Raw genomic sequence first — 22,374 nt, 5'->3', positions numbered from 1 at the left:
AATCATTAAAAAAACGAATAATATTTGACATATTATCTTAATTAATGCAGTATATACCGTTACCGGCGGGTGGAGAGGCTTAGGATCGGCACACTCCGGTTTTCCCCCGAGGAAAAGCATCAGAGAAGCGGATTCAGATGCAGAGCTCTGCCCCAGGCGCCAAGCCGCAAATTAATGGTAAGGAGTTTTCACAATGCCTAAAGGTGTGGTAAAATGGTTCAACGACAAAAAAGGGTTCGGGTTCATCAAACAGGAGAACGGTAACGACGTGTTCGTCCATTACACCGGAATCGGCGGGGATGGATTCAAGACGCTTGCCGAAGGGGACAATGTTGAATTCGAGGTGGAAAACGGGGAGAAGGGACCCAGGGCCGTTTCGGTGAAAGTCATATAACTCACACGGCAATCTAAATAATCATACTGAAGAGAGTGTTTCGGGCGCTCTCTTTTTTTCGTCTCACAGGTAAAATTTTCTTGACCGACTGTTCGACCGATGATCTCTGTACGGAGGCTTCAATCCTTCCCCCGGATGTGCGCAGTGCCACGCTCACGGCGTGGGGAAGTTCGTCGATGATCGAGATTACCGATATGGGGTGCTCAATGCCGAGGAGATACGTATATTCACTCATCGGGCTTTTCGCCGCGATCGCCGTCATCGCGGGACTCTCGGTCGCGGGTCTCTTGCCCGCGGACGAACCGGCGGCCCCGGTCAGCATCCACAGCCTGTTCTCCACCGAAAACGACTATTTGAGTTTTATAAGCGGCGAGGTCCGTTTCGACCGCATCGATCTGCGCGTGGTCGAAATCAGGAAAGGGGACAATTTCTGGAAAATAGCCCGCGACAACGGGATCAACATCGATACCCTCATAGGAGCGAACCCCCACTGGGACACGCTTACGGCGCGGGTAAATCAGCGCGTTGTTGTGCCCTCGGAAGTGGGAGTGCTCAACTTTATCACCGATCCCTCGGAGGTCGAAGAGATCGCCGAGCTCTACGGCGTCGAGCGCTCGAGCGTCAGCGTTCAGAAACTGCCGCCGCTGTACTGGGCTTTCTCCCGGTTCAGAAGCGAGAAGAAGCCGGCGGCGGTGTTCGTGGAGGGGGCGCGCCCCATCACCCATACCATGACGCCGAACATGGCGCGAAGGTACGCGCTCAGGGAGATGTTCCGCTCGCCGCTTGCGGGGCGTTTCAGCTCCCACTTCGGCGGGAGGGTGCATCCCATATTCAGGCAATACGGATTTCACAACGGCGTAGACATCGCCACGGCCCATGGCACGGCGGTCGGTGCCTCATGTGAAGGTACGGTAGTTGCGACCGGATGGATGGGCGGATACGGCAAGGCCGTGGTCATCGATCATCCGAATGGCTACCGCACATTGTACGGCCACCTCGGCGCCATTCACGTGCGTCCGGGCCAACGGGTCGCTGCCGGAAGGATTATCGGCAGAGTCGGGTCCACCGGCTGGAGCACGGGGCCGCACCTGCACTTTACGCTCTGGCATAACGGAAGGTTGATCAATCCCCTTCAGGTTTTGTGGTAGCGGCTCCGGTCGTTTGCGTGGAGTAAAGTAAAGAACGAAGGCGCGGAAACCACCCAGCGCTTTTCATATGGTCTTCGCAGGTATCAACCGCCGAATACTCCCTCAAGCGAAATCCATATGCCGAAAGGGCGCATATATATTCACCCCTTCACGGCACATCCCGTACATTTGGTGAACAAATAAAAATAAAATACCATTGACAAAATTGTCCGAATAAATACACTTATCATAATTGTGTATGAATATAAATCGGGCCGCGATCGGTCCATATTCTGTGAGGTTTAAATGGTCATCGGCGTCGACGCGGGGAGCAAATTTTTAAAGATAGTACCGGCAGGGGCTTTCTCCGACCGAAACGTTTCAGGAACCGCTGAGTGCATGCTCTACGGTGAACATCACGGCAATCCGCGTTTAGCGCTCAATTCGATGATAGCGGGTATGATGGAAGCGGCCGGTTCCGGCGCGCCGGGTCTGCGTATCGTCGCCACCGGTCCCTTCGCCGGGCAGATTTGCGACAGGGGCGCGTTTGAAGGCGCGGATTCGAATCCGCACATTCAAACGCAGATCATTGATGAGATTGCCGCGGCCATCGAGGCCGTGCGCTACCTCGGTATAGAATGCCGGCAAATCGTGATCGTGGGCGCCGGCTCCATTCGCTGTATCGAGCTCGATGACGCCATGAGCTTCCGCGCCTACCGCGAGAACAGCCTCTGTGCGGCGGGCACCGGTTCCTTCCTCGACGAACAGATGCGCCGAATGGGCTTTGGCTACGAGGATGTCGCGGCCCTGCCCTCCCATGCGGAGCCGCCCTCGATCGCCACGCGCTGCGCCGTTTTCGCCAAGTCCGACATCATCCATCGCCAGCAGGAGGGCCACACGCGCGATGAGCTGTGGTCTGGATTGTGCCGGGGCGTGGTGACCACCATGCTGGCCACGGCTTTTCGGGGGGATGTTCCGGCCTGCCCCGTGCTCTTCTGCGGCGGACTCTTCCTCAATCCCCAGGCGCGCGAATGGGTGCGGTGCGAGGTGGGCCGGCCCGTGTTTCACGATCGCGGGCATTTTCTCGCCGCCATCGGGGCCGCGCTTGCAGGCGAGCGGGAGGCCGCGAGGGAGACCGCCCGCGAGTGGAGTGCCCGCGGCGGATTACCGGTTTCGGAAGGGGGGGGGCCCTCCGGATGCTTCGTCGGATGCTCACCTCGCGAGGGCCAGGGCCTGTTCAACGACGCCGATTCGCGTGTGCTTGCCCTTTGCCGCTCGAAGCGGAGCACAATCAATCCGATAGAAGAATACCAGGCGGAGGGAAACGAGGTGCGCGTACACCGAAAGGCGCCGGCCGGGAAGCCCCTGGCGCTCGGCGTGGACATAGGCTCCACCTCCACCAAGTGCGTTGTGATCGACGCTGAGAGCCGCGAGGTGGTCTGCGACATATACCGGAAGACCGGGGGCGATCCCCTCGGCGCGTCGGGCGCGCTCTTCAGCGCGCTTGTCGGCGTGCTGGAGGATGGCGCCCGGATCGAACGCGTGGCAACCACCGGTTCGGGACGCCGGCTGGTGGGCCGCGTTATGGGCGCCTCGGCCATCGTGAACGAGATCACCGCGCATTATCGCGGCGCGACACATCACGATCCTTCCATAGAAACGGTATTCGAGATCGGCGGGCAGGACGCCAAGTACATTCGCGGTTCCGGCGGCGCCGTGATCGACTGCAACATGAATTTCGTCTGCGCCGCCGGAACCGGATCATTCATCGAGGAGCAGGCCGTGCGCCTCGGCTACGACGTGCGCGATATCGGCGCGCTTACGCTCGGCCGCCGCATACCGCATACCTCCGACCGCTGCACCGTTTTCATGGAGCAGGATATCCAGCGCCTGCTCCGCGAGGGGCGTTCGCACGAGGAAACCCTGGCCGGGGTGCTCCATTCCATCGCGAAAAACTACCTGTACCGGGTGGTGGGCACGCGCCCGGTCACCGGTGAGCGCGTCTTTTTCCAGGGGGCCACGGCGCGGAATAACGGCCTTGTCGCGGCCTTCGAGCTCATTACGGGCAAGGAGATCGTGGTTTCGCCGCACTGCCATGTTATGGGCGCGCTCGGTGCCGCGATTATTTCGCTCGAGCACAGCGACGCTTGCGCGGGTGCTTTCCGGGGGCTTTCCGTCTTCGAGCGGCAGATCGACATCGGGTACCGCGCCTGCACCGACTGCGCCAATCGCTGCACCATCACCGTGGCGCGCCTGGAAGGCGGCGTCGAGGAGTCGTGGGGATATCTGTGCGGGCGGGACGAGGGGGAATGCGCGGATTACTATTCACACCCCCGCGGGAATTCGAGCCCGCATGAAGATGTGCGCCACCGGAAAAACACGCGGCCCGTCAATCACCTTTCCCGCGTGCGGTCTATGGCTGAAAGCGCGAATGCATATTCGCGCCCGCGGAAAGCCTCCCATGGATGCGCCGATTCGAATCGGCGCATCCATGGGAGGCGCATCGGCATAACGCAGGCGCTCTCCATGCACGGTTACCTGCCGCTGTGGCGGACCTTTCTCGGGCGCCTCGGCTTCGATGTCGCGCTCTCCGGCGCCTCAACGCCGCTCCATAAGGAGGCCGGCATCCGCATCGCCAAATCGGACTTCTGCTTTCCCGTCAAGATGGCGCTCGCGCACGCGCGTGAACTCGCCGCCGGGGACGGCGTCGACGCCCTGTTCTTCCCGACGGTGATCAGCGAGCGCAGGCAGGAGAGCGGCCTTCCGCGCATCTCGTGTCCCTACGAGATCTCCATCCCGTCGCTTGCCGCCGGTACGCTCGGCCTTCCGGTGCCGGTCATCGCGCCCGTGGTCGATTTCCGTCTCGACGAGCGGCTCATCGTCGAATCGCTCAAACAGGCCCTCGTCGGATTCGAGTTCGGGGAGGAAGATGTCCGCCAGGCGTACCGTGCGGGGCTTGAGGCCCATCACGCCCATCTTTTGCGACGTTATGAATACGGACTGAAGCTCCTCGCAAAGATGAGGGAGGACGGGAAAAAGGGGATCGTCTTCATCGGCAGGCCCTATAACCTGTATGATCCGGTCATCAACATGGGACTGCCGGAGCGCTTCGCGGGGAGCGACGTCGAAATCCTGCCCTACGAGTGCCTGATGGATCCCTCCGACTGGAGCTCGAACGTGCACTATATGTACTGGCACTACGGCGAGCGTATCCTCGCCTTCTCCCAAAAGATCCGCGATATGGACGGCCTGTATCCCGTCTACCTCACCAACTTCGGCTGCGGTCCGGATTCATTCGTGCTCACCCGCTTCGAGGAGATCATGAAAGGAAAGCCGTACCTCATCGTCGAGCTCGACGAGCACGGGTCGGACACCGGATACCTCACGCGCATCGAGGCCTTCATGGACGTAGTCCGCACGCACGGAACCGGAGCGGAAGCGTCGAAGCCGAAGGCCGGGGCGTTCCTTCCGACATGGAAACAGAGCGACCGCAAGCTCTGGATCCCGCCCATGCACGAGATATCCGCGCGCATCTCGGCGGCGGGTTTCCGCGCCTGGGGCTTTGACGCCGAGGCGCTGCCGGTGGAGGACGGCGCGGCGCACGAGGTGGGGCGGCGCGGCGTGCGCGGGAGCGAGTGTCTGCCGGCGAGCACCACCATCGGCGTGTTTTTACGAAAAATGCGGGAGATCGGCGCCGACCCGCGAAGACATGCGCTCTTTATGCCGACGGCGGAAGGGCCGTGCCGTTTCGGCCAGTATACGCTGCTCCACCGCAGGATCCTGGCCGAGAACGGTTTCGGCCAGGCGGAGATCTTTTCACCGTCATCGGTCAATTCGTACATGGGGATGCCCGAGGGCCTGCGCATGTACCTGTGGAACATCATCATCTCGGGCGACATGCTCTTCAAGCAGATCTGCGCGAGAAGGCCGTATGAGCGGGAACCGGGCTCGGTCGATCGCGCGGCCGAAGAGGCCCTCCGGCGAGTGGAGGAGGCCGCCGGCTCGAAAAGCGACCTCATTGCGGCAACCCTCGCGGCGCTCGACTCGATCTCACGCGTGCCCGTTTCGCTCGTTGAAAAACCGCTGGTTGGCGTCGTCGGCGAGATCTACGTACGCTGCAATCCCTATTGCAACAACGACCTTGTACGCGCCATCGAGAGCTTCGGCGGCGAGGCCTGGCTTACGCCGATCTCCGAGTGGATACTCTACACAGCGTGGATGGAGCGTCATTCCGCCAGGCGAAACCGGACCGGTTTCTGGAATCGGACCGTGGTGGGGCTCAAGACCGCCTATCTCTTTCACCGTTATCATAAATTCGAGCGCGCCATGGACGCGCATCTCTCCCATAGGCGCGAACCAACCATCGAGGCGATGATTGATTACGGGAAACGCTTCCTACCGGTCGAATTCGAGGGCGAGGCCATCCTCACGCTGGGTCGCGCCGCGGCATTTGCGGACGACGGTGCGGCGCTGGTGGTGAACTGCGCGCCGTTCGGCTGCATGCCGGGGAACATCACGAACGCGCTGTTTCAGGGCGATGCCGCGCGGGTTGGCCGGGTCGCGGAACACCATGGTACGGATGCATATCCGCGCCTGCATGAACGCGCGGAAACGTTTCCCCGCCTCCTCACCCTCTTTTATGACGGCGAGAGTGACGTCAACCGCATGGTGGGGGTGTACCTGCAAAATATAGCGGCGAAGGATGATGATTACGCAAAGCGCGAACCGGAACCGGTTAATATGGACGAATTCGGTCGAAAGAGAATTGACGTATCCGGGGAGAGCATGGCGTAATGGAAGACGCGCACATTGAAGACGCGGATCCGGATCCGCGTCTTCAATGTGCGCGCCCGCAATCATTATAAATGGAGGGCATGCGCCCATGTCCATCAAATCGAAAATCCGCACCATCCCCGATTTTCCGAAAAAGGGGATCATGTTCCGCGACATCACCACGCTCCTTAAAGATGCCGAGGGCCTGCGCGAGGTGATCGACTCTTTCGTCGAGCGATACCGGGAAATGCCCATCGATGTCGTGGTAGGGCTCGAGGCGCGCGGGTTCATCCTGGGCGGAGCGGTTGCGTACAGGCTGGGGAAAGGCTTCGTCCCCGTGCGGAAAAAAGGAAAGCTTCCATATAAGACCGAGCGCCACGAGTACGAACTCGAGTACGGCACCGACATCATCGAGATGCACGTCGATGCGATCAAACCCGGAGACCGCGTGCTGATCGTCGACGACCTGCTCGCCACCGGCGGCACGGCCATGGCCGCGACGAAGCTCATCGAGAAGCTGGGCGGCGCCGTGGTCGAAATGGCGTTCATCGTCGACCTTCCCGACGTGGGCGGGCGCGCTAAGATAAAAGAGGCGGGCCACAGGATGTTCGCCCTCTGTGAGTTTGAGGGGGATTGAGAGATTGCGCATTCAGGCGACGATCGTGAGCGGGGCCTGAAACCTGATCATCCTATAAAAACGCGTACCTCAGAATAAATACCACGCCGAGCGCAAACATGATGGGATGCACGTCCCTGAGCCTGCCGGTGAGTATCTTGATAATCGGGTAAGAAATGAACCCGAACGCAAGTCCGTCGGCGATCGAGTAGGTGAGCGGCATCCCGATCACCACCAGAAACGCCGGCAGCGACTCGGTGATGTCGGAGAAGTCGATACGCGCGGCGTTTCGCAGGAGCATGGAACCAACAAAGATGAGCGCCGGCGCGATGACCGGGTAGAGCGTCATGGCTCCCTCGCCCGGCGAAAACCCGCCGCCGAGCATTTTCGCAAGCGGCTCGAAGAAGAGCGCCGCGAGGAACAGAAGTCCCGCCACCACCGCGGTAAGGCCCGTGCGCCCGCCCTCCTGCACGCCGGCAGAGCTCTCGATGTAGGTGACCACCGTGGAGGTCCCCAGAGCCGCGCCCAGCACCGATGCGGCCGAATCGGTGATGAGGATCTCGCGCAGTTTCGGAACCGTACCGTCCTCCCTCATGAGTCCGGCCTGCTGGGTGACGCCCACCACGGTGCCCACCGTGTCGAAGAGGTCCATAAAGAGGAAGACCAGTATGAGCGGCCAGTACTCGGGCCGTAGCGCCGTCAACAGGTCCATCTTCAGAAAGGTCGGCTCAATCGATGGGGGCATGCTCACGAAGCCGTGGAACTGGACGATGCCCAATGGCAGCGCCGCGAGTGTGGTGACGAGCATGCCGATAAGCATGGCCCCCCTCACGCGCAGGCGCGAGAGCGCGGCCATTACAAGCAGCCCCGCGAAGGGAAGCAGCACATGGACGGACTGCACTTTGCCAAGCTGAAGAACTCCGCCCGGCGATTTCTCGACGATACCGCCGTACACCAGGCCGATGAAGGCGATGAAAACGCCGATTCCAACGGCGATTCCGGCTTTGAACGACGGCGGGATGGCGTTGATGATCTGTTCGCGCACCTTGAAGAGCGAGAGGATGAGAAAGAGCACCGCCGAGTGGAAGATGATGCCCAGCGCCACGTCCCAGGGGACGCCCATTGCGACGATCACCACGAACGAGAAGAAGAAGTTCTCGCCCATGGCCGGGGCGAGCGCGATCGGGTAATTGGCGTACAGGCCCATCGCGACGCTCGCGATAGCGGACGAGAGGCAGGTGGCGACCAGCACCGCGCCGAAGTCCATGCCTCCGGCCGAGAGGATTGCCGGTTGGACGAATATGATGTACGCCATGGTTACGAAGGTGGTGAGTCCGGCCAGGACCTCGGTGCGGATGCTCGAGCCGCGCTCGCCGATTTTAAAGAAGCGATCGAGTGCGTTCATACCGTCCTCCGATTGCGCGGCAAGCCGCGCAGTGTCAAAGCGTTTTCGCCGGCGACAGGGCGGCAATGCCGAAGAGCGTGTATTCGGTGATGTCGTCGAGCGCTGCGTGTATGTCGTCAATCTCCCGGTAAACAAGCCATTGCAGCAGTATCTGCTTTATACTGCCGAGGATGACGTACGATATGGTGTCGGGATCGAGCTTCCGTATGGTGCGGCCCTCCATTCCCTCCGCCAAAAGCTGTCGTATGGCCGACAGTATCTTCGAAAAGAAATCGGAAACGCTCCGGTCGAACTGGTCGTCGTGGCCCAGCGGAGCGGTGATGAGCAGGAGCGTGAGGTCGCGGTTCCGGTCGATGGCGTCGACGAGGCCTGCGCTCATTTCGCGGATCTGCGCGGAGAGCGGCGCGTTGTCCCCGGCGCGGGAGATGTTTATGCCCATAATGGAGTCAAGGAGGATCGCGGAGTAGCGGTCGACAAGGATCTGGAATATCTCCATCCTGCCGGGAAAGTGCGCGTAAAAGGTGCTGCGGGCGATGCGCGCCTCTTCGATGATGTCGCTCGCCGTCACGCCATGAAAGCCCTTGCGCACGAAGAGCCGCTTTGCGCATTCGACGATCAGTTCGCCGCGCTCTTTCTTGTTCATTGATGAAAGCCCCGACGCGGACGTCGCGTTAACTCGCCGTAATATTTTACAACCGCCGGACAGGCGCGGCGTGAGTGATGACAGTCTTTACCGGGACGAACGAGTGCAAAGACGTCATGGTTCAGCCCGCCACCTGTTCTTAAAACCGCCCGTAATTGTCGATTTTGCAAGAACTTTATTCCTGACAGGCTCGAGAAAGTTAGCCTCGAAGACCTCCCTCTCCCCGATTTTCAGCGCCTCGGAGAGTGCTTAGGCGGCCAGTTCGTAGCGATGCATGCCGCTTCCCCCGGGCGGCTGCGGTCCGCCGTAGCCCCTGAAGCCGAAGGCGTTGACGAGCCCGAGGCACCCGGCCGGCATGCGGGAAGGCGAAGCTCCCTCCGGGATTTCAATCTCGCCGGGTATGGAAATCGCACACCGGAAAAGTGGAACGCCGCCCGGAATCATAATGCCCGGCTGCTTGAAAATGTCAATGAGTCGGAGAGGATAATGACAGGCGGCGATTCCCGGGAACGGGCGATGATCATGATCGTCGCCCGTTCTTACGTCCGGGCCTTGGACGTTGACCGTTCGCTTCATGGGATGTCCGGGTGCAGTATGACGCAGGCGTATCAGGGTGGAACATGAAAACGGAAAAGGAAGGCGGCTCTTCCGCTGAAAAAGTGCTTGTTAATGACCGCGCGGTAAGCGAAAAAGTGGATTGAACAATGGGCAGGCTGCAGGGAGGAGTGATGGCTATACGGATCAAGAGTTGCGCGACACCAGTCGGCGAACTGAAATACCGGATGGCGGAGGGAGGAAGCGCCCCTCCCATCATTTTCATCCATGGGGCGGCCGGAGATTCGCGCCAGTTTCATTACCAGCTCGAGTATTTCAGGGGAAAGAGGACGGTTGTCGCGGTCGACCTTCCCGGGCACGGCAGGTCGGCGATCGAGACACTTCCATCGATGGCGGACTATGTCGGCGCCGTCGCGGCAGTCGTGGAGGCCGAAAAAGTCGGTCGCTGCGTACTCGCGGGTCATTCAATGGGAGGCGGTATCATCCTGGAGGCGTACCGATCTTTTCCTGAAAAAATAGCGGGCCTTGTTTTTCTCAACACCGGGGCGAAGCTTCCCGTGTCGGATCTCGTATTCGATTTTCTCGATAAGGATTTCAAGGTCTTTTGCGAATTTCTCGTTAAGCTATCATACAGCAAGGCGCTTCCCGAGGAGGTGCGCCAGATGGTGCTTAAGGAGGCCCAGTCGCTCGATCCCGTCCGGGTGAAGAATGATTTCCGCATCTGTGCGTCTTTCGATTACACGAGTATGCTGAAGGAAGTCGGCGTCCCATCTATCGTACTCGCCTGTACCGGCGATAAAATGGTGCCCCTCGACGTGTCCAGGACGCTCGCGGCGGGGATGCCCGGCGCGCGACTGGAGGTGTGTGAAGGAGAGGGCCACCTGTCCTATTTCGAACGGCATGAGGAGGTTAACGAAAGGATTGCCGAATTTATCGAAAGCCTTAATGCTTGACATGCCGTCCCGTCAATAATACTGTTTTGAAGTTCGCTTCGCGGTGTCCGCGTTATCGGATGGTCGGTACGGCGTTGTGAAGGCGCTTGCCCCGTGTCCCGAGGCGATAATAAACTAATCAGAGGGTGAAGTGATGAGCGTAAAAATAGGCATAAACGGTTTTGGAAGAATCGGCAGAAATATCCTGCGCATCATCATGCAGGAGAAGGAGCTTTACGGCGACATCGAGGTAGCGGGAATCAACGACCTGACCGACGCCGCCACGCTCGCGCACCTCTTCAAGTATGATTCGGTCTTCGGCATTTTTAAAGGAGGGGTTTCGCATACCGAAAACGAGATCATAGTTGACGGGAAAAAGATACGCATCCATTCCGAGAAGGAGCCAGGGCTTCTGCCATGGAAGGCGGACGGTGTCGAGGTGGTGATAGAATCGACCGGCAGGTTTACCGAGAAGGCGAAGGCCGTGGCGCATATGGAGGCCGGGGCAAAAAAGGTCATCATCACCGCGCCGGCGAAGGGTGAGGACATCACCATTGTGCTCGGGGTTAACGAGGACAAGTACAAGGCCGCGGAGCATCACGTCATATCCAATGCGTCCTGCACCACCAACTGTCTCGCCCCCGTGGTCAAGGTGCTTCATGACTCCTTCGGTATCGAGAAGGGCCTGATGACCACCATACACTCATACACCAACGATCAGCGCATTCTCGACTTTCCGCACAATGACCTGCGCAGGGCGCGCGCGGCCGCACTGTCGATGATTCCCACCACCACGGGCGCGGCGAAGGCGGTGACGCTCGTCATCCCCGAGCTCAAGGGCAAGCTCGACGGCCTCGCCGTCCGCGTGCCAACCCCCAACGTATCGCTGGTGGACTTTGTCTGCACGGTCAGGAAGTCGACATCGAAAGAGGATGTGCTCGCCGCGCTCAAAGCGGCGGCCGGCGGCAAGCTGAAGGGTTACCTCGATGTCTGCATGGAGCCGCTGGTGTCGGTTGATTTCCTGGGCAATCCGCACTCCTCGATCGTGGACGGTCAGTCGATTTTCACGGTCGACGGCACCCTGGTGAAGGTGCTTTCGTGGTACGACAACGAGTGGGGCTATTCGAAGCGGGTGGTCGATCTCGTGAAGTACGTGATGAAATAGAAGCGGGGGCCCGGTACACCCATGGCACGAAAAAAGATTTTCGCCGGAAACTGGAAGATGTACACCATGCTCGGGGAGGCGCTCGCCCTCGTGCGCGGAATAATCGAGGGACTCAATGAGTCGCCCGGGCGCGGGGTGATCGTCTTTGCGCCCGCGGTGCATTTGCGGGAGGTTGCGGCCCTCTGCGCGGGAAGCGCCGTTATGGCGGGCGCGCAGAACATGTATTTCGAGAGGGAGGGGGCCTTCACCGGGGAGATCTCGCCGGCCATGGTGAAAAACGCGGGAGCGAGCTGGATACTCATCGGCCACTCGGAGCGGCGTCAGGTTTTCCATGAGACCGACGACGACGTGCGAAAGAAGCTGCGCGCCGCGCTCGCCGAAGGGCTTTTTCCCATGGTGTGCGTCGGCGAGCTTCTGGAGGAGCGCGAGTCGGGCCGCTCCGAAGACGTGGTGCGCGTACAGACCGAAAGGGCCTTCGAGGGCCTCTCGAAGGACGAGGCCGCCTCGGTCGTCATCGCCTACGAACCGGTATGGGCGATCGGCACCGGGAAGGTCGCCACACCCGATATCGCCCAGTCCATGCACCGGTATATCCGAAGCGTCGTCGCCGGGAAGTTCGGCGAGGCCGTCGCCGCCGACATGCCGATCCTGTACGGCGGTTCGGTAAAGCCCGACAACATAGCCGGGCTTTACGCCATGGATGACATCGACGGCGCGCTGGTAGGCGGGGCCTCGCTCAAGGCCGCTTCGTTTCTCGAAATCGCGCGCGTCAAGTAGGCGCTTTGGTGGCGGGTGCCCGTGCGAAGGGAGTCCTTTAAGGGGCTTATCGGGTTTTCTCGACTCCCCGCGCCGTCTTTTCGTTAGCGCCTTCCCCCAAAAGCGCTTTATGTATCGGGTGTTAAATAATCCCGGAAGGCGTGGAAAAATCCTTTACATCCGTGGGGCCGTGTCGTAAAGGGTGAACGCCGGAGACACGGCCGCATTAAACCTGAGGTGAATTTATATGGGCGTACTGATAACCATAGGAACGGTATCGTTCGCGGTACTCTGCGTACTTCTTGTCATTATTATCCTCCTGCAGTCGGACAAAAGCGCCGGCATGGGGATCCTCGGCGGGTCCAGCCAGTCGGCTTTCGGTTCGTCGACGGCCGACGTCATTACCAAGGCTACGGCCGTTATGGTCGCGATTTTCATGACAGGGTCGCTCGGACTGGCGATCCTCGAGTCGTATCGCGACAAGGCCATCGAAAAGGACCTTCTCGACGAAGGCGCCGAGACCCCCGGCATTATAGAGATGAAAGCTTCGACTCCGGCCGCCCCGGCCGAGACGCCTGAAAAGAAATAAGTAAGGCACTCCGGGCGCCAAAAGTGCTATAGTGCGTTAAAACGATATCAGTCTAAGGAGGTCGGTATGGCCAAAGAAGTGTACGTCGATGAAAGTGAGTGCACCGGGTGTGAGCTTTGTGTTGATACGTTGCCCGAGGTTTTCGAGATGACGTCCGACGGCGTCGGCATCGTGCATAATCCGACGGGCGCGTCCGAGGACAAGATTCAAGATGTTATCGACAGCTGTCCCGCCGAATGCATTCACTGGAAGAAATAAAGGGCAGGGTGCACGGCCCTCCAACAGGGCGCTGAAATACAAGTTTGCACGATGGAGCCTGCGGCGGGTCGCGGGTTCCGTTCTTTTATGATTATCAATTAAAGGGGATTACCATGGCGGGAAAGAGCTATCTTTTTACTTCGGAGTCCGTTTCCGAGGGGCACCCGGACAAGTGTTCGGATCAGATATCGGACGCGGTGCTCGACGCACACCTCGGGGGTGACAAGTTTTCGCGGGTCGCCTGCGAGACCCTCGTTACCACCAACAGGATCGTCGTATCGGGCGAAATAACCTCGAAGACCACGGTCGATTATAAAAAGGTCGCGCTTAACGTAATAGAGGAAATTGGGTACACCGATCCGGAAATAGGCTTCGATACCGGCAACTGCCAGGTCGACGTATACGTGCATTCACAGTCGCCCGACATTTCGCAGGGCGTCACCGAGGGGCAGGGGCTGTTCAAGGAACAGGGCGCGGGCGACCAGGGGATGATGTTCGGCTACGCCGTCGCAGAGACCGAGGACCTCATGCCCATGCCGATATGGTACGCGAACCGCCTGGTGAAGAAGCTGGCCGAATGCCGCAAGAGCGGAGAGCTTAAATTTGTGAGGCCGGATTCCAAGTCCCAGGTTACGGTGCGCTATGTCGATGGAAAACCCGCCATGATCGACGCGGTGGTCCTCTCGACCCAGCATTCACCCGAAGTCGATTACGAAACGATTCGTCAGGCCATGATCGAGGCCGTTATAAAAAAAGTCATACCCGACAGCCTTATCGACAAAGACACCAAGATATTCGTCAATCCCACCGGGCGCTTCGTCGTCGGCGGTCCGCACGGCGACACCGGGCTTACAGGGCGCAAGATCATCGTAGACACCTATGGCGGTATGGGACGCCATGGTGGCGGCGCGTTCTCCGGAAAAGATCCCTCGAAGGTGGACAGATCGGCGGCCTATATGGGACGTTATATCGCCAAAAACGTGGTGGCCGCGGGCCTCGCGCACCGATGCGAGGTGCAGATCGCCTACGCGATCGGCGTGGCCGAACCGGTTTCGGTAATGGTGGAGACTTTCGGCACCGGGAAAATCTCGGACGAGGAGATCACCAAACGCGTCCGGAAAACCTTCGACCTCAAGCCAGCGAGCATCATCAATTCGCTCGACCTCCTGCGGCCGATTTACCGCCTTACCGCGGCATACGGCCATTTCGGAAGACGGGAACCCGAGTTTACCTGGGAAAAGACCGACAGGGTCGCCGCGCTGAAATAGCCCCTGACGGGGTATCGCGAAATCGGGGGCGGGGATATAATCCTCGCCTTCATCTTTCCGTGGTCCGATAATTATCGGGGGTACAGGAAAACCGGAAATACCGGGTTTTTTAAGTTCCTGGTACGGCTGTTGTGTAACAATAACCTGCGATCCGTGCCAGACAGGAGAGTGGACCATGACGAGCGGCTCGATAAAATCCTTTACCTACAGATGCGGCTGTGGTTATGTGATCAATGTATTAGTCGATTTCGGCACGCCGCAGGAGTCTGTGGCCTGCCGGAAATGCAGGCGGGCGGTACGGCGCGACCAGATGTAGATTAACGCACCCCCGCCGCCATAATTCCTCCACCACCGGGTTCGATCATGAGGCTGAAATCAACGGCGGGAGCGATCTTTCTCTTCTTCCTGTGCGCGGCCGGGTTTTCCCAGACCCCGGCAAACGATCCAGCGGCGGTAGCTCCGGTCGTTGAACCGAAAAACGACCACTCCCGCAATGTCAATATCGATATGCAGGTCGTCTATGGCCAGTACAACAACATGCTCTCGACGATCAACCTCTCCCACGAACAGGAGAATTCGGTCTACCTCCTCAGCTCCTATTTCAAGCGCTCGAACGATTTCGGTTACAACGGCAGCCTTTTCGAGAATTCAAGCTTTAACGAGAACAGGATCGGCTACACCGGTAATTTCAACCCCACGGACTCGTTGAAATCGATTCTCGAGGCCGAGGTGAACAATGATTCTCGCGGCATGTTCGATAACCCGACGTACTCGCGCGAGGAAAAGGACAAGGCGCGCATGTCGATCAAGAACATTGCCAAGCTGACCAGTTCGTTCGAGGGATATATAACGGTCGGCGGCGCGGAATACCGGCACCGGCTTAACGCCATAGCGGCGGATGGGTCCGAGCGCAGCAGGCTCAACCACGTCACCACGGAGATCGGCGGCGAATACATCTGGTCGGCGTCGAACAGGATCCGCGGCAACGTCCTGGGGGGGCACTATTTCTACCAGGGGGACATTCCCTCCGACCGTTACTTCAGCGGCGAGCTCATCGACGACTTCAACATCACTCCGAATATAGGCCTCAGTTTCGGCGTCAACGTCGATGTCAACCGGGACGAAAAGCCGCTGGCGTTTCCGGTGGTAGGCGTAACGCTGAAGGGTTTTCAGTACACTACGTTTTCGCTCCTCTACCGGTGCGACCTTATCCCCTTCAGGCCCGAGGAGTTTTATCTTGAGCAGAAATATATCATGCCGACCTACGATCTCCCTCCCGGGCGTGTGCATCATGGTGACGCGCGCCTGGAGGTGCGCGTCAACGACATCGTCAGCATAAAGGCGGGGGTCGTCGTTGAGAACAACAACAACTTCTATAATTATTATACCGTAACCCCCGGGGACGTGCTGAGCGCCGAGACCATCGAGGCGACCACCTGCGCCTCGCATGTCGATTCCAGGTTCCTCCTTTTCGAAGAGGTGCTCGAGATATCGCTGCGCTATGAGTACAATTACTTCATCGCTTCCGAACATATCACCTATCGCCCGCGCCAGAACTTCGGCAGCGCGGTAAAATACAATGGAAAGATATGGCGTTTTGAATGGAGCAACAAGCTGGCGGGCAAGGTGTACGCCGATCCCGACGGCGACGGGGAGATTTCGGGCGCGGTTATCGGTGTGCTCGGCCTTCAGCGGCGGATGCTGGAGAGCTTCTATGCCTACGTCAGAGTTGAGAACCTGTACAACGCCAGGTACAACCTCCGCGAGGGCTACCCGGAACCGGGAATAACGTTCCTGGGAGGGCTCCGCATTCTTATTTGAGGAAACATCATGAGCACTAATATTTACCTCTCCGTATTCGATGCCGTACCGACATGGGTGATGCTCGCCCCGATCTTTTTATGCTCAATCGTAGGGGTGGCGATCATCATCGAACGCGTCGTATTCTTCCGGAGGATAAGCCATGACTACCGGCTTGTTGTCGCCGGCTGTCTCGAGGGCGTCCGTGCCGGTAAAACGCAGGAGGCCCGCGCCCTGGTGGCGCGCTACCCGGGTCCGATCTCGGAGGTCATAGACGGTTTCCTTTCCTCGCTTCCGGGTAATGGTGCCGGCCCCAGGATCATAGCGGATCTCTCTTCCGGGGCCATCCGCAAGATAGAGCGTCATCTGGGCACCCTGTCGACCATTGCGACCATTACTCCCATGTTCGGCCTGCTGGGGACGGTCACCGGCATGATGAAATCGTTCAGCGGCCTTACCAGGGAGGGGCAGTTCGCCCACGATCTGCTCGCCAGGGGCATAGCCGAGGCACTTATCACCACGGCGCTTGGCCTGATCGTCGCCATCCCCGCTTGGATATTCTATAATTACATGGTATCGCGGGTCGACGGTTTCGTAAAGGACCTCGAACATGTCGCGAACGCCCTTGCGGACCACGGGGAGCAGTGAGGCCGTGGGCTTGAATTTTAAATCGCGGTTTCAGCGAAGGACGTCGATCGATATCACCCCGCTGATTGACCTTTCCTTCAATCTGATCCTTTTTTTTATGGTGTCATACAGTATCGGAAATGTCTCGGCCATAACCGTGCATCTGCCGCGGGCGGTACAGGCCGGCGCCCAGCGTTCGGGCGACCTGGTGATCACCATCAGCGAAAAGAACGAGGTCTATCTGAACGATGTCAATGTTCGGATGGATATACTTCTCGACGAGCTGAAAAAAAGGAAGGAGAGCGTAAAGGACGGGGCGGTGGTGATTCGAGGCGACAAGATGACCAATTATGAGACGATTGTCAGGGTGATGGACCGCCTCAACCGTGCCGGCATCCCGAAGTTTACGCTGGCGACGACGCGGTCGGCCGATTGAAGGCCCCACCGGCCCGTATGGGCGTCGATTTATTCAAAGCGTAAAACGACTCTATTTTGTTGACATTACGGATTATGAAAGATAAAGAGACCTGAAATCCGGAATCTTTTTTTCCGGAAGCGGGAATTATTGCATATAATGGTGGGAACGGTAAGCGTCAGCAGATGAGAAAAGCACTGATTGTTTTAGCGGCGGCGGGGGTCGTCTGCGCTTCCGTATTAATGCTCCATAGCGTATTTTCACAGCCTTCCAAATACGAGGGGAAGATAATTCGCAAGATTGAGTTTGTCGGACTCAAGAATGTGGACAATGAGGACCTCTACGAGGTGCTTGTCAGCGACGTCGGCTTTCCGCTCAAAGGGGCGGAGGTCCGTGAGGACATCAGGGCGGTGTTCAAGGCCGGCCAGTTCGAGAACGTTCAGGTGGAGATACAGGAGTTCGATGACGGCGTGCGACTGCGCTTCGTCTGCAAGGAGCGCCCCATGGTGAGGCAGATCACCTTCCGCGGCGTGGAGAAGCTTTATGACACGGAACTGTCGGAGGTCGTGGGAATAAAGGAAGGCGAGCCGCTTCGGATAGACAGACTCGAAAAAGCCGTCAAGTCACTGCGGAAAAAATACGATGGTGAGGGGCTGTTCAACGCGGTGATTGAATACCGCACACGCCAGTACAAGGACGACCCCAATTCCGTCGAGGTTCTGTTCATCATCGACGAGGGCGAGGAAATCAAGATAGAAAAAATCGCAATCCTCGGGGCCAGGAAGATCCCCGCGAAGACGCTGAAAAAGGTGATGGAAAGCGAGGAGGACGGCCTCTTTAAAGACGGCGATTTCAAGAAGGACATATACGAGCAGGACAAGACGAAGATCCTGGCCCTCTACAGGGAGGAGGGTTACCTCGACGCGCAGATCCTGGAGGACAGGGTCGAGTATGAATGGAAGGACCCCCGGAAAAAGGAAAAGAGGGTGATATTCATCACAATCAAGCTGGCCGAGGGTGAGCGCTACTATTTCAACCGCTATACCATCGCGGGCAACCAGATCGTCGAGAGCAAGGTGCTCGAGTCGCAGTTCGAGCAGACCAGGGAAGGCGAGATATTCAACGATACCAAGTTCCAGAGAGACCGCCAGATGATCAGCTTCACGTACGCTTCGAAGGGGTATATCTTCGCGCGCGTGGTGCCCAAGCGTACGGTGGAGGAGCGTGATGTTGTGGTGAAGGGACGTGCCGAAAAAAGAAAGTTCGTGCGGATAGATTTCGAGATAGAGGAAGGCAGTCAGGCCTATATAGAGAATATTTTCGTCAAGGGAAACGTCAAGACGAAGGAGAAGGTCATCCGTCGCGAACTGCTGGTCAAGGAAGGAGAGCTCTTCAATTCGTATAAAATGCAGGTTTCGCGCGAAAAGATATTCAACCTGGGGTTCTTCAAACAGGTGAATTTCGACGTGCGTCCGGGCAGCCGCGAGGGATACATGAACCTCATCGTCGACGTCGAGGAACAGCCCACCGGCACGATCTCGCTCGGTGGCGGCTACGGCACCACCTCCGGTTTCTCCATCTTCGCCGACATCGGAGAGAACAACCTGATGGGAAGCGGCCAGCGCGTGGGCTTGCGGTTTGAATACGGTCCCCTTAGAAGCTCGGTTACGCTTTCGTTCAACGAGCCATGGCTCATGGACAAGCCGATCGGTTTCAATGCGTCAATCTTCTATACGGTCAACACCATCCAGACCAGCTCGATGTTCCCCAACTCCGACGATCAGGCCGAGTACCAGAAACAATCGGTGGGGTACAGCCTGGGTCTCAGTTACCGGTTCTGGTATTATTACGGCGTCGGCAGCGTATGGTCGCATGTTTTCAAGGGCATTATCGACCCGTCGGGCAACGCGAGCGACGAGGTTTTCATAGAGGAATCGCTGGGGTTTCAGGAGAAGAGGACGATCACCCTGTACACCTACCGCGATTCCAAGGACAACTACATGAATCCCACCCGGGGGTCGCGCGTTGAGATGTCGGTCGGCTTTACCGGGGGAAACATCCTTCATGGAGATGACCATTATATAAAGTATTCGCCCGAGGCGTACCTGTATTACTCGCCGTTCAACCTGCCGTTTTTAAAAACGCATCCGTGCGTTTTTGAGTTCCGGGGCAACGCCACCTTCCTCGCGCCTCCCCTGGCCAGAGGCGCGGTCGGCCGTTTCCAGTCGCGGGAAAGCAACGAATGGCTGGAGTCCGAGGACAGGCTGTATATCGGAGGCCCCGAGACGCTCAGGGGATGGGAATACTTCGACCTGGAGCTGCCGAGCTCATGGCGCATAGGGATGTATCATCGTATCCTCTACGGAGCGGAGTTCCGGGTGCCGATTCATCCCCAGATGCTGTGGCTGGCGTTCTTCTTCGATGCGGGCTCGCTGTGGGCGGACAAATTCTGGGAGCAGAACCGGGGAACCAGCAACCTCGAGACCATCAACGAGGACAAGGCGGCGGGACTGCTGCACGATATACGCGATATCGAAGATATCAACCTCATGTCTTACTTCAAGTATTCGTACGGTTTCGGGTTCAAGATCCAGATTCCCATGATGCCGCTGCGCTTCTGGTTCGGGCGCAAACTCGTGTGGGTCGGGCAGGACAAAGGATACTTCGATACCATGGGGGATTTCACCTTCCAGTTCGGGATAGGGGACTACCGTTTTTAGCATGAGACCCGTATATGCCATAATCCTGGCCGCGGCGATCGCGTCCTCGTGCGGCAAGGCCCGGCTCGCGGATGAAAGCGAGGCGAGGATACGCTCCGTGAACATGGCCCTGCTCTTCGAGTACGCGGTGAACTCGGACCCCGACGCGAGAGGGGTGAAGGCCGCCAAAACGGAGGCCCTTTCGGCCGTCCGCACACTGAAAGCTCGTACGATGTCGGCCGACCGCTCCGAGAGTGAGCCGGCCGAGCGCGAGCTTGGTCGAAGAAATGCAGAGCTCGAAAAATTGAACGCGGCCGAGGAACAGCACCGGCAGCGCATCCTCGCCGAGATCAACCGTGCCATGAACGCCGTCGCCTCGAGGCAGGGGATAGATTTCATACTGGGTGCCGGAGAGGGCGCCGTGTACTCGGGTAAGGAGTATGATATCACCGAGGAAGTATTGCGTGAAATGGCCGCGCTTCGCAAACGCAACGCTCCGGTGTCGCGCTGAGGCCGCATGCTGAAGCTATCGTTCGCTGCTGTGGTGCTGGCCGTCGCGGTTTCGGCGCCCGCCTGTGGGAACGGCCATGAGGCGGAAATCCGGAAAGCGTTCGATGGCTTCAGGGGCAAATACGTTCTCAGCGTCGAGAAGCGCTCGTTTACGCTCCGCGTCCATGACCGGCGCACCGATGTGGTGGCGAGTTACCGGGTCGCGTACGGATTGAACCAGGACCGCTCGACGAAGCTTCATGCGGGCGACAACCGCACGCCGGAGGGCGTCTACCGGATCATCGAAATGCTTAGCATGGACGCGCATCCCGGTTCCGCATCGTATCAAAAACTGAGCTCGATGAACCGCGTGTATTTCCGCGCGAGGGACGGCCATTACAAGCATGGCAGGCCGAACGTCGACCTTGGGGACAACGCCTATGGGCCGCGCTTCTTCCTTCTGGATTATCCGCTCGAGCGTGACCGCGCACGTTATGAGGCGGCGGTCGTCGCGGGCGAAGTTCCCAGGGTTCGCGGCGAATACGCGCCGATCGGGCACGGTATCGCGATACACGGAAACAGCGACGAAGCGTCGATAGGCCATCTCTCCACGAGCGGATGCGTGCGAATGTACAATCGGGATATCCTCGAACTCGAAAAATACCTTGTAATCGGCACACCGGTAATTATTTACGGCGAGTGAGTATTAAAGGGTTGACATAATATTTCGACTGGTGCAGCGTACAGGCTGCGTTTCGTGCGCGGTGATGTGGCCCGCGTCACGGGCCGGGTAATACCCGAACGCGGCGCCCCCTTTGCGGGTGGAAGCGTTAATGCGGGTCGTGTGATTTTCTGTCGTGAAACAACTTTATTCATTCGGAGGATGTACGGTGTCAGATTTATTTCTTTCAACTGCGTATGCGCAGACTCCCGGCGGGGTCGGCGGCCAGGGCTGGATGAGCTTTATTCCCATCGTTCTAATGATAGCCATTTTTTACTTCCTGCTGATTCGTCCGACGCAAAAGCGCGAGAAGGAACGGAAGAAGATGATTGATTCACTCCAGAAGGGTGACAAGGTCCTGACTTCGGGTGGAATTTACGGGGTGGTGATCAATATCAAGGTGGACGAAAACATCGTAGTATTGAAGATAGCCGACGGGGCGAAGGTTGAGTTCGCTCGTACCGCGGTTCAGGCGAAGGTATAACATCGTCCGTTTATCGCGAACCGATAATGAAATCCGGCGTTAAAATCCTGCCGATCTCCGTATTCCTCGCCTTTATTGCCGTTCCGGCGGGCATGTCGGTGCGCGCCGTTGTTCCGTCTGCGCTGTATGCCCAGACCGGAACAGAGGCCGCCGGCGAGGCCATCGTGGAGAAGGAGAAGCGGGAAGATGCCGGGTCGGTCGAGGAAAAGCGGGAGCCTGTCGTTAATAAGGAGACAGCGCAGCCCGTTTCGCCCGTTCAGAGGCCGCACGAGGCGGATGATGAGACCGCCGCCAGGAAGAAACAGGCGGAACGTGGAACACCATCCCAGGAAGAACCGAAAGAGGCGTATGCGGGCGATGGCCTGCTCGATGTAACCGACGGCGCGTTCAAATACAGGAGGATTCCAGGAATCCGGATAACCGAGACCGTGGCCGAAACCGCCACGCCCGTTATCGCGACTGAGAAGAGCAAAGTTTCCGGCGATGAAGGCGAAGAAGCCGCCGGGAAGGGATTGTTCGGTATGGGCCGCTCGGCAACCGATACGATGGCCAGGGTAGCGCTGGTCGGCATCGTCATCCTCATCTTTGTCCTTTACCGGTTCAGGGCGAGAAACCGCCGTTCGAGCGTTCTGAAGCGTTTCCCTAAAGCGTAAAGACT

General features: G+C 58.5%; 21 protein-coding genes. 18 read left to right on the top strand and 3 right to left on the bottom strand.

The window, feature by feature from the left end; all coding sequences use genetic code 11:
- Window positions 1–193: 193 nt before the first annotated feature.
- From VLM75_00725 to VLM75_00710, 4 genes are all read left to right on the top strand, one after another.
- On the top strand, window positions 194–394 hold the full coding sequence (locus VLM75_00725; GenBank protein ID HSV95435.1) for a cold-shock protein: 201 nt from the start codon (window positions 194–196) through the stop codon (window positions 392–394).
- Window positions 395–570: 176 nt separating this feature from the next.
- Complete coding sequence (locus VLM75_00720; protein ID HSV95434.1) at window positions 571–1,542, top strand: M23 family metallopeptidase; 972 nt, start codon at window positions 571–573, stop codon at window positions 1,540–1,542.
- A gap of 285 nt (window positions 1,543–1,827) precedes the next feature.
- Window positions 1,828–6,315 carry an acyl-CoA dehydratase activase gene (locus VLM75_00715; protein HSV95433.1) on the top strand — a complete coding sequence of 1,496 codons (4,488 nt, stop codon included), beginning with the start codon at window positions 1,828–1,830 and terminating at the stop codon, window positions 6,313–6,315.
- A gap of 88 nt (window positions 6,316–6,403) precedes the next feature.
- Window positions 6,404–6,931 (top strand): adenine phosphoribosyltransferase, encoded by a 528-nt coding sequence (locus VLM75_00710; protein ID HSV95432.1) that lies wholly within the window; start codon window positions 6,404–6,406, stop codon window positions 6,929–6,931.
- A gap of 52 nt (window positions 6,932–6,983) precedes the next feature.
- Here VLM75_00710 and VLM75_00705 read toward each other — a convergent pair whose 3' ends face one another.
- The 3 genes from VLM75_00705 to VLM75_00695 form a co-directional block, all read right to left on the bottom strand.
- On the bottom strand, window positions 6,984–8,315 hold the full coding sequence (locus VLM75_00705; GenBank protein HSV95431.1) for an NCS2 family permease: 1,332 nt from the start codon (window positions 8,313–8,315) through the stop codon (window positions 6,984–6,986).
- A gap of 34 nt (window positions 8,316–8,349) precedes the next feature.
- Entirely contained in the window at window positions 8,350–8,958 is a 609-nt protein-coding gene (locus tag VLM75_00700) for a TetR/AcrR family transcriptional regulator (protein ID HSV95430.1), read from the bottom strand.
- Between the two features lie 249 nt (window positions 8,959–9,207).
- Window positions 9,208–9,534, bottom strand: a complete 327-nt coding sequence (locus tag VLM75_00695) for a hypothetical protein (GenBank protein ID HSV95429.1) — start codon at window positions 9,532–9,534, stop codon at window positions 9,208–9,210.
- Window positions 9,535–9,686: 152 nt separating this feature from the next.
- Between VLM75_00695 and VLM75_00690 the strand changes: the two genes are divergently transcribed.
- From VLM75_00690 to VLM75_00625, 14 genes are all read left to right on the top strand, one after another.
- Window positions 9,687–10,466, top strand: coding sequence for an alpha/beta hydrolase (locus VLM75_00690; protein HSV95428.1), 780 nt, complete (start codon window positions 9,687–9,689; stop codon window positions 10,464–10,466).
- A gap of 133 nt (window positions 10,467–10,599) precedes the next feature.
- On the top strand, window positions 10,600–11,610 hold the full coding sequence (gene gap / locus VLM75_00685; protein HSV95427.1) for a type I glyceraldehyde-3-phosphate dehydrogenase: 1,011 nt from the start codon (window positions 10,600–10,602) through the stop codon (window positions 11,608–11,610).
- Window positions 11,611–11,631: 21 nt separating this feature from the next.
- Window positions 11,632–12,387, top strand: coding sequence for a triose-phosphate isomerase (gene tpiA / locus VLM75_00680; protein HSV95426.1), 756 nt, complete (start codon window positions 11,632–11,634; stop codon window positions 12,385–12,387).
- A gap of 226 nt (window positions 12,388–12,613) precedes the next feature.
- On the top strand, window positions 12,614–12,955 hold the full coding sequence (secG, locus tag VLM75_00675; protein HSV95425.1) for a preprotein translocase subunit SecG: 342 nt from the start codon (window positions 12,614–12,616) through the stop codon (window positions 12,953–12,955).
- 66 nt (window positions 12,956–13,021) lie between these two features.
- Complete coding sequence (locus VLM75_00670) at window positions 13,022–13,213, top strand: ferredoxin (GenBank protein HSV95424.1); 192 nt, start codon at window positions 13,022–13,024, stop codon at window positions 13,211–13,213.
- A gap of 113 nt (window positions 13,214–13,326) precedes the next feature.
- Window positions 13,327–14,481 carry a methionine adenosyltransferase gene (gene metK, locus VLM75_00665; GenBank protein HSV95423.1) on the top strand — a complete coding sequence of 385 codons (1,155 nt, stop codon included), beginning with the start codon at window positions 13,327–13,329 and terminating at the stop codon, window positions 14,479–14,481.
- A gap of 363 nt (window positions 14,482–14,844) precedes the next feature.
- Window positions 14,845–16,302, top strand: coding sequence for a hypothetical protein (locus tag VLM75_00660; protein HSV95422.1), 1,458 nt, complete (start codon window positions 14,845–14,847; stop codon window positions 16,300–16,302).
- Window positions 16,303–16,311: 9 nt separating this feature from the next.
- On the top strand, window positions 16,312–16,929 hold the full coding sequence (locus tag VLM75_00655) for a MotA/TolQ/ExbB proton channel family protein (GenBank protein HSV95421.1): 618 nt from the start codon (window positions 16,312–16,314) through the stop codon (window positions 16,927–16,929).
- A gap of 10 nt (window positions 16,930–16,939) precedes the next feature.
- A complete protein-coding gene (locus VLM75_00650) occupies window positions 16,940–17,344 on the top strand; it encodes a biopolymer transporter ExbD (GenBank protein ID HSV95420.1) in 405 nt (134 codons plus the stop codon).
- A gap of 164 nt (window positions 17,345–17,508) precedes the next feature.
- Window positions 17,509–20,043, top strand: coding sequence for an outer membrane protein assembly factor BamA (gene bamA, locus VLM75_00645; protein ID HSV95419.1), 2,535 nt, complete (start codon window positions 17,509–17,511; stop codon window positions 20,041–20,043).
- A 1-nt stretch (window position 20,044) separates the two neighbouring features.
- On the top strand, window positions 20,045–20,533 hold the full coding sequence (locus tag VLM75_00640) for an OmpH family outer membrane protein (GenBank protein HSV95418.1): 489 nt from the start codon (window positions 20,045–20,047) through the stop codon (window positions 20,531–20,533).
- Window positions 20,534–20,539: 6 nt separating this feature from the next.
- The gene (locus VLM75_00635) at window positions 20,540–21,214 is read left to right on the top strand and encodes a L,D-transpeptidase (protein HSV95417.1); all 675 of its coding nucleotides are present in this window, start codon (window positions 20,540–20,542) and stop codon (window positions 21,212–21,214) included.
- Window positions 21,215–21,401: 187 nt separating this feature from the next.
- Window positions 21,402–21,716, top strand: coding sequence for a preprotein translocase subunit YajC (yajC, locus tag VLM75_00630; protein ID HSV95416.1), 315 nt, complete (start codon window positions 21,402–21,404; stop codon window positions 21,714–21,716).
- 26 nt (window positions 21,717–21,742) lie between these two features.
- Window positions 21,743–22,369 carry a hypothetical protein gene (locus tag VLM75_00625; protein ID HSV95415.1) on the top strand — a complete coding sequence of 209 codons (627 nt, stop codon included), beginning with the start codon at window positions 21,743–21,745 and terminating at the stop codon, window positions 22,367–22,369.
- Window positions 22,370–22,374: the final 5 nt, after the last annotated feature.

Source organism: Spirochaetota bacterium (genome assembly GCA_035477215.1).
Classification (GTDB): Bacteria; Spirochaetota; UBA4802; order UBA4802; family UBA5368; genus MVZN01.
Note: the sequence above shows the minus strand (reverse complement) of the source record. Positions and strands in the feature narration are given on the sequence as shown.

What these genes read in the sequence shown, in the direction of transcription:
- VLM75_00725 (HSV95435.1), top strand. Translation starts at nt 194, where the DNA reads ATGCCTAAAGGTGTGGTAAAATGGTTCAACGACAAAAAAGGGTTCGGG.
- VLM75_00720 (HSV95434.1), top strand. Translation starts at nt 571, where the DNA reads ATGATCGAGATTACCGATATGGGGTGCTCAATGCCGAGGAGATACGTA.
- VLM75_00715 (HSV95433.1), top strand. Translation starts at nt 1,828, where the DNA reads ATGGTCATCGGCGTCGACGCGGGGAGCAAATTTTTAAAGATAGTACCG.
- VLM75_00710 (HSV95432.1), top strand. Translation starts at nt 6,404, where the DNA reads ATGTCCATCAAATCGAAAATCCGCACCATCCCCGATTTTCCGAAAAAG.
- VLM75_00705 (HSV95431.1), bottom strand. Translation starts at nt 8,315, where the DNA reads ATGAACGCACTCGATCGCTTCTTTAAAATCGGCGAGCGCGGCTCGAGC.
- VLM75_00700 (HSV95430.1), bottom strand. Translation starts at nt 8,958, where the DNA reads ATGAACAAGAAAGAGCGCGGCGAACTGATCGTCGAATGCGCAAAGCGG.
- VLM75_00695 (HSV95429.1), bottom strand. Translation starts at nt 9,534, where the DNA reads ATGAAGCGAACGGTCAACGTCCAAGGCCCGGACGTAAGAACGGGCGAC.
- VLM75_00690 (HSV95428.1), top strand. Translation starts at nt 9,687, where the DNA reads ATGGCTATACGGATCAAGAGTTGCGCGACACCAGTCGGCGAACTGAAA.
- gap (HSV95427.1), top strand. Translation starts at nt 10,600, where the DNA reads ATGAGCGTAAAAATAGGCATAAACGGTTTTGGAAGAATCGGCAGAAAT.
- tpiA (HSV95426.1), top strand. Translation starts at nt 11,632, where the DNA reads ATGGCACGAAAAAAGATTTTCGCCGGAAACTGGAAGATGTACACCATG.
- secG (HSV95425.1), top strand. Translation starts at nt 12,614, where the DNA reads ATGGGCGTACTGATAACCATAGGAACGGTATCGTTCGCGGTACTCTGC.
- VLM75_00670 (HSV95424.1), top strand. Translation starts at nt 13,022, where the DNA reads ATGGCCAAAGAAGTGTACGTCGATGAAAGTGAGTGCACCGGGTGTGAG.
- metK (HSV95423.1), top strand. Translation starts at nt 13,327, where the DNA reads ATGGCGGGAAAGAGCTATCTTTTTACTTCGGAGTCCGTTTCCGAGGGG.
- VLM75_00660 (HSV95422.1), top strand. Translation starts at nt 14,845, where the DNA reads ATGAGGCTGAAATCAACGGCGGGAGCGATCTTTCTCTTCTTCCTGTGC.
- VLM75_00655 (HSV95421.1), top strand. Translation starts at nt 16,312, where the DNA reads ATGAGCACTAATATTTACCTCTCCGTATTCGATGCCGTACCGACATGG.
- bamA (HSV95419.1), top strand. Translation starts at nt 17,509, where the DNA reads ATGAGAAAAGCACTGATTGTTTTAGCGGCGGCGGGGGTCGTCTGCGCT.
- VLM75_00640 (HSV95418.1), top strand. Translation starts at nt 20,045, where the DNA reads ATGAGACCCGTATATGCCATAATCCTGGCCGCGGCGATCGCGTCCTCG.
- VLM75_00635 (HSV95417.1), top strand. Translation starts at nt 20,540, where the DNA reads ATGCTGAAGCTATCGTTCGCTGCTGTGGTGCTGGCCGTCGCGGTTTCG.
- VLM75_00625 (HSV95415.1), top strand. Translation starts at nt 21,743, where the DNA reads ATGAAATCCGGCGTTAAAATCCTGCCGATCTCCGTATTCCTCGCCTTT.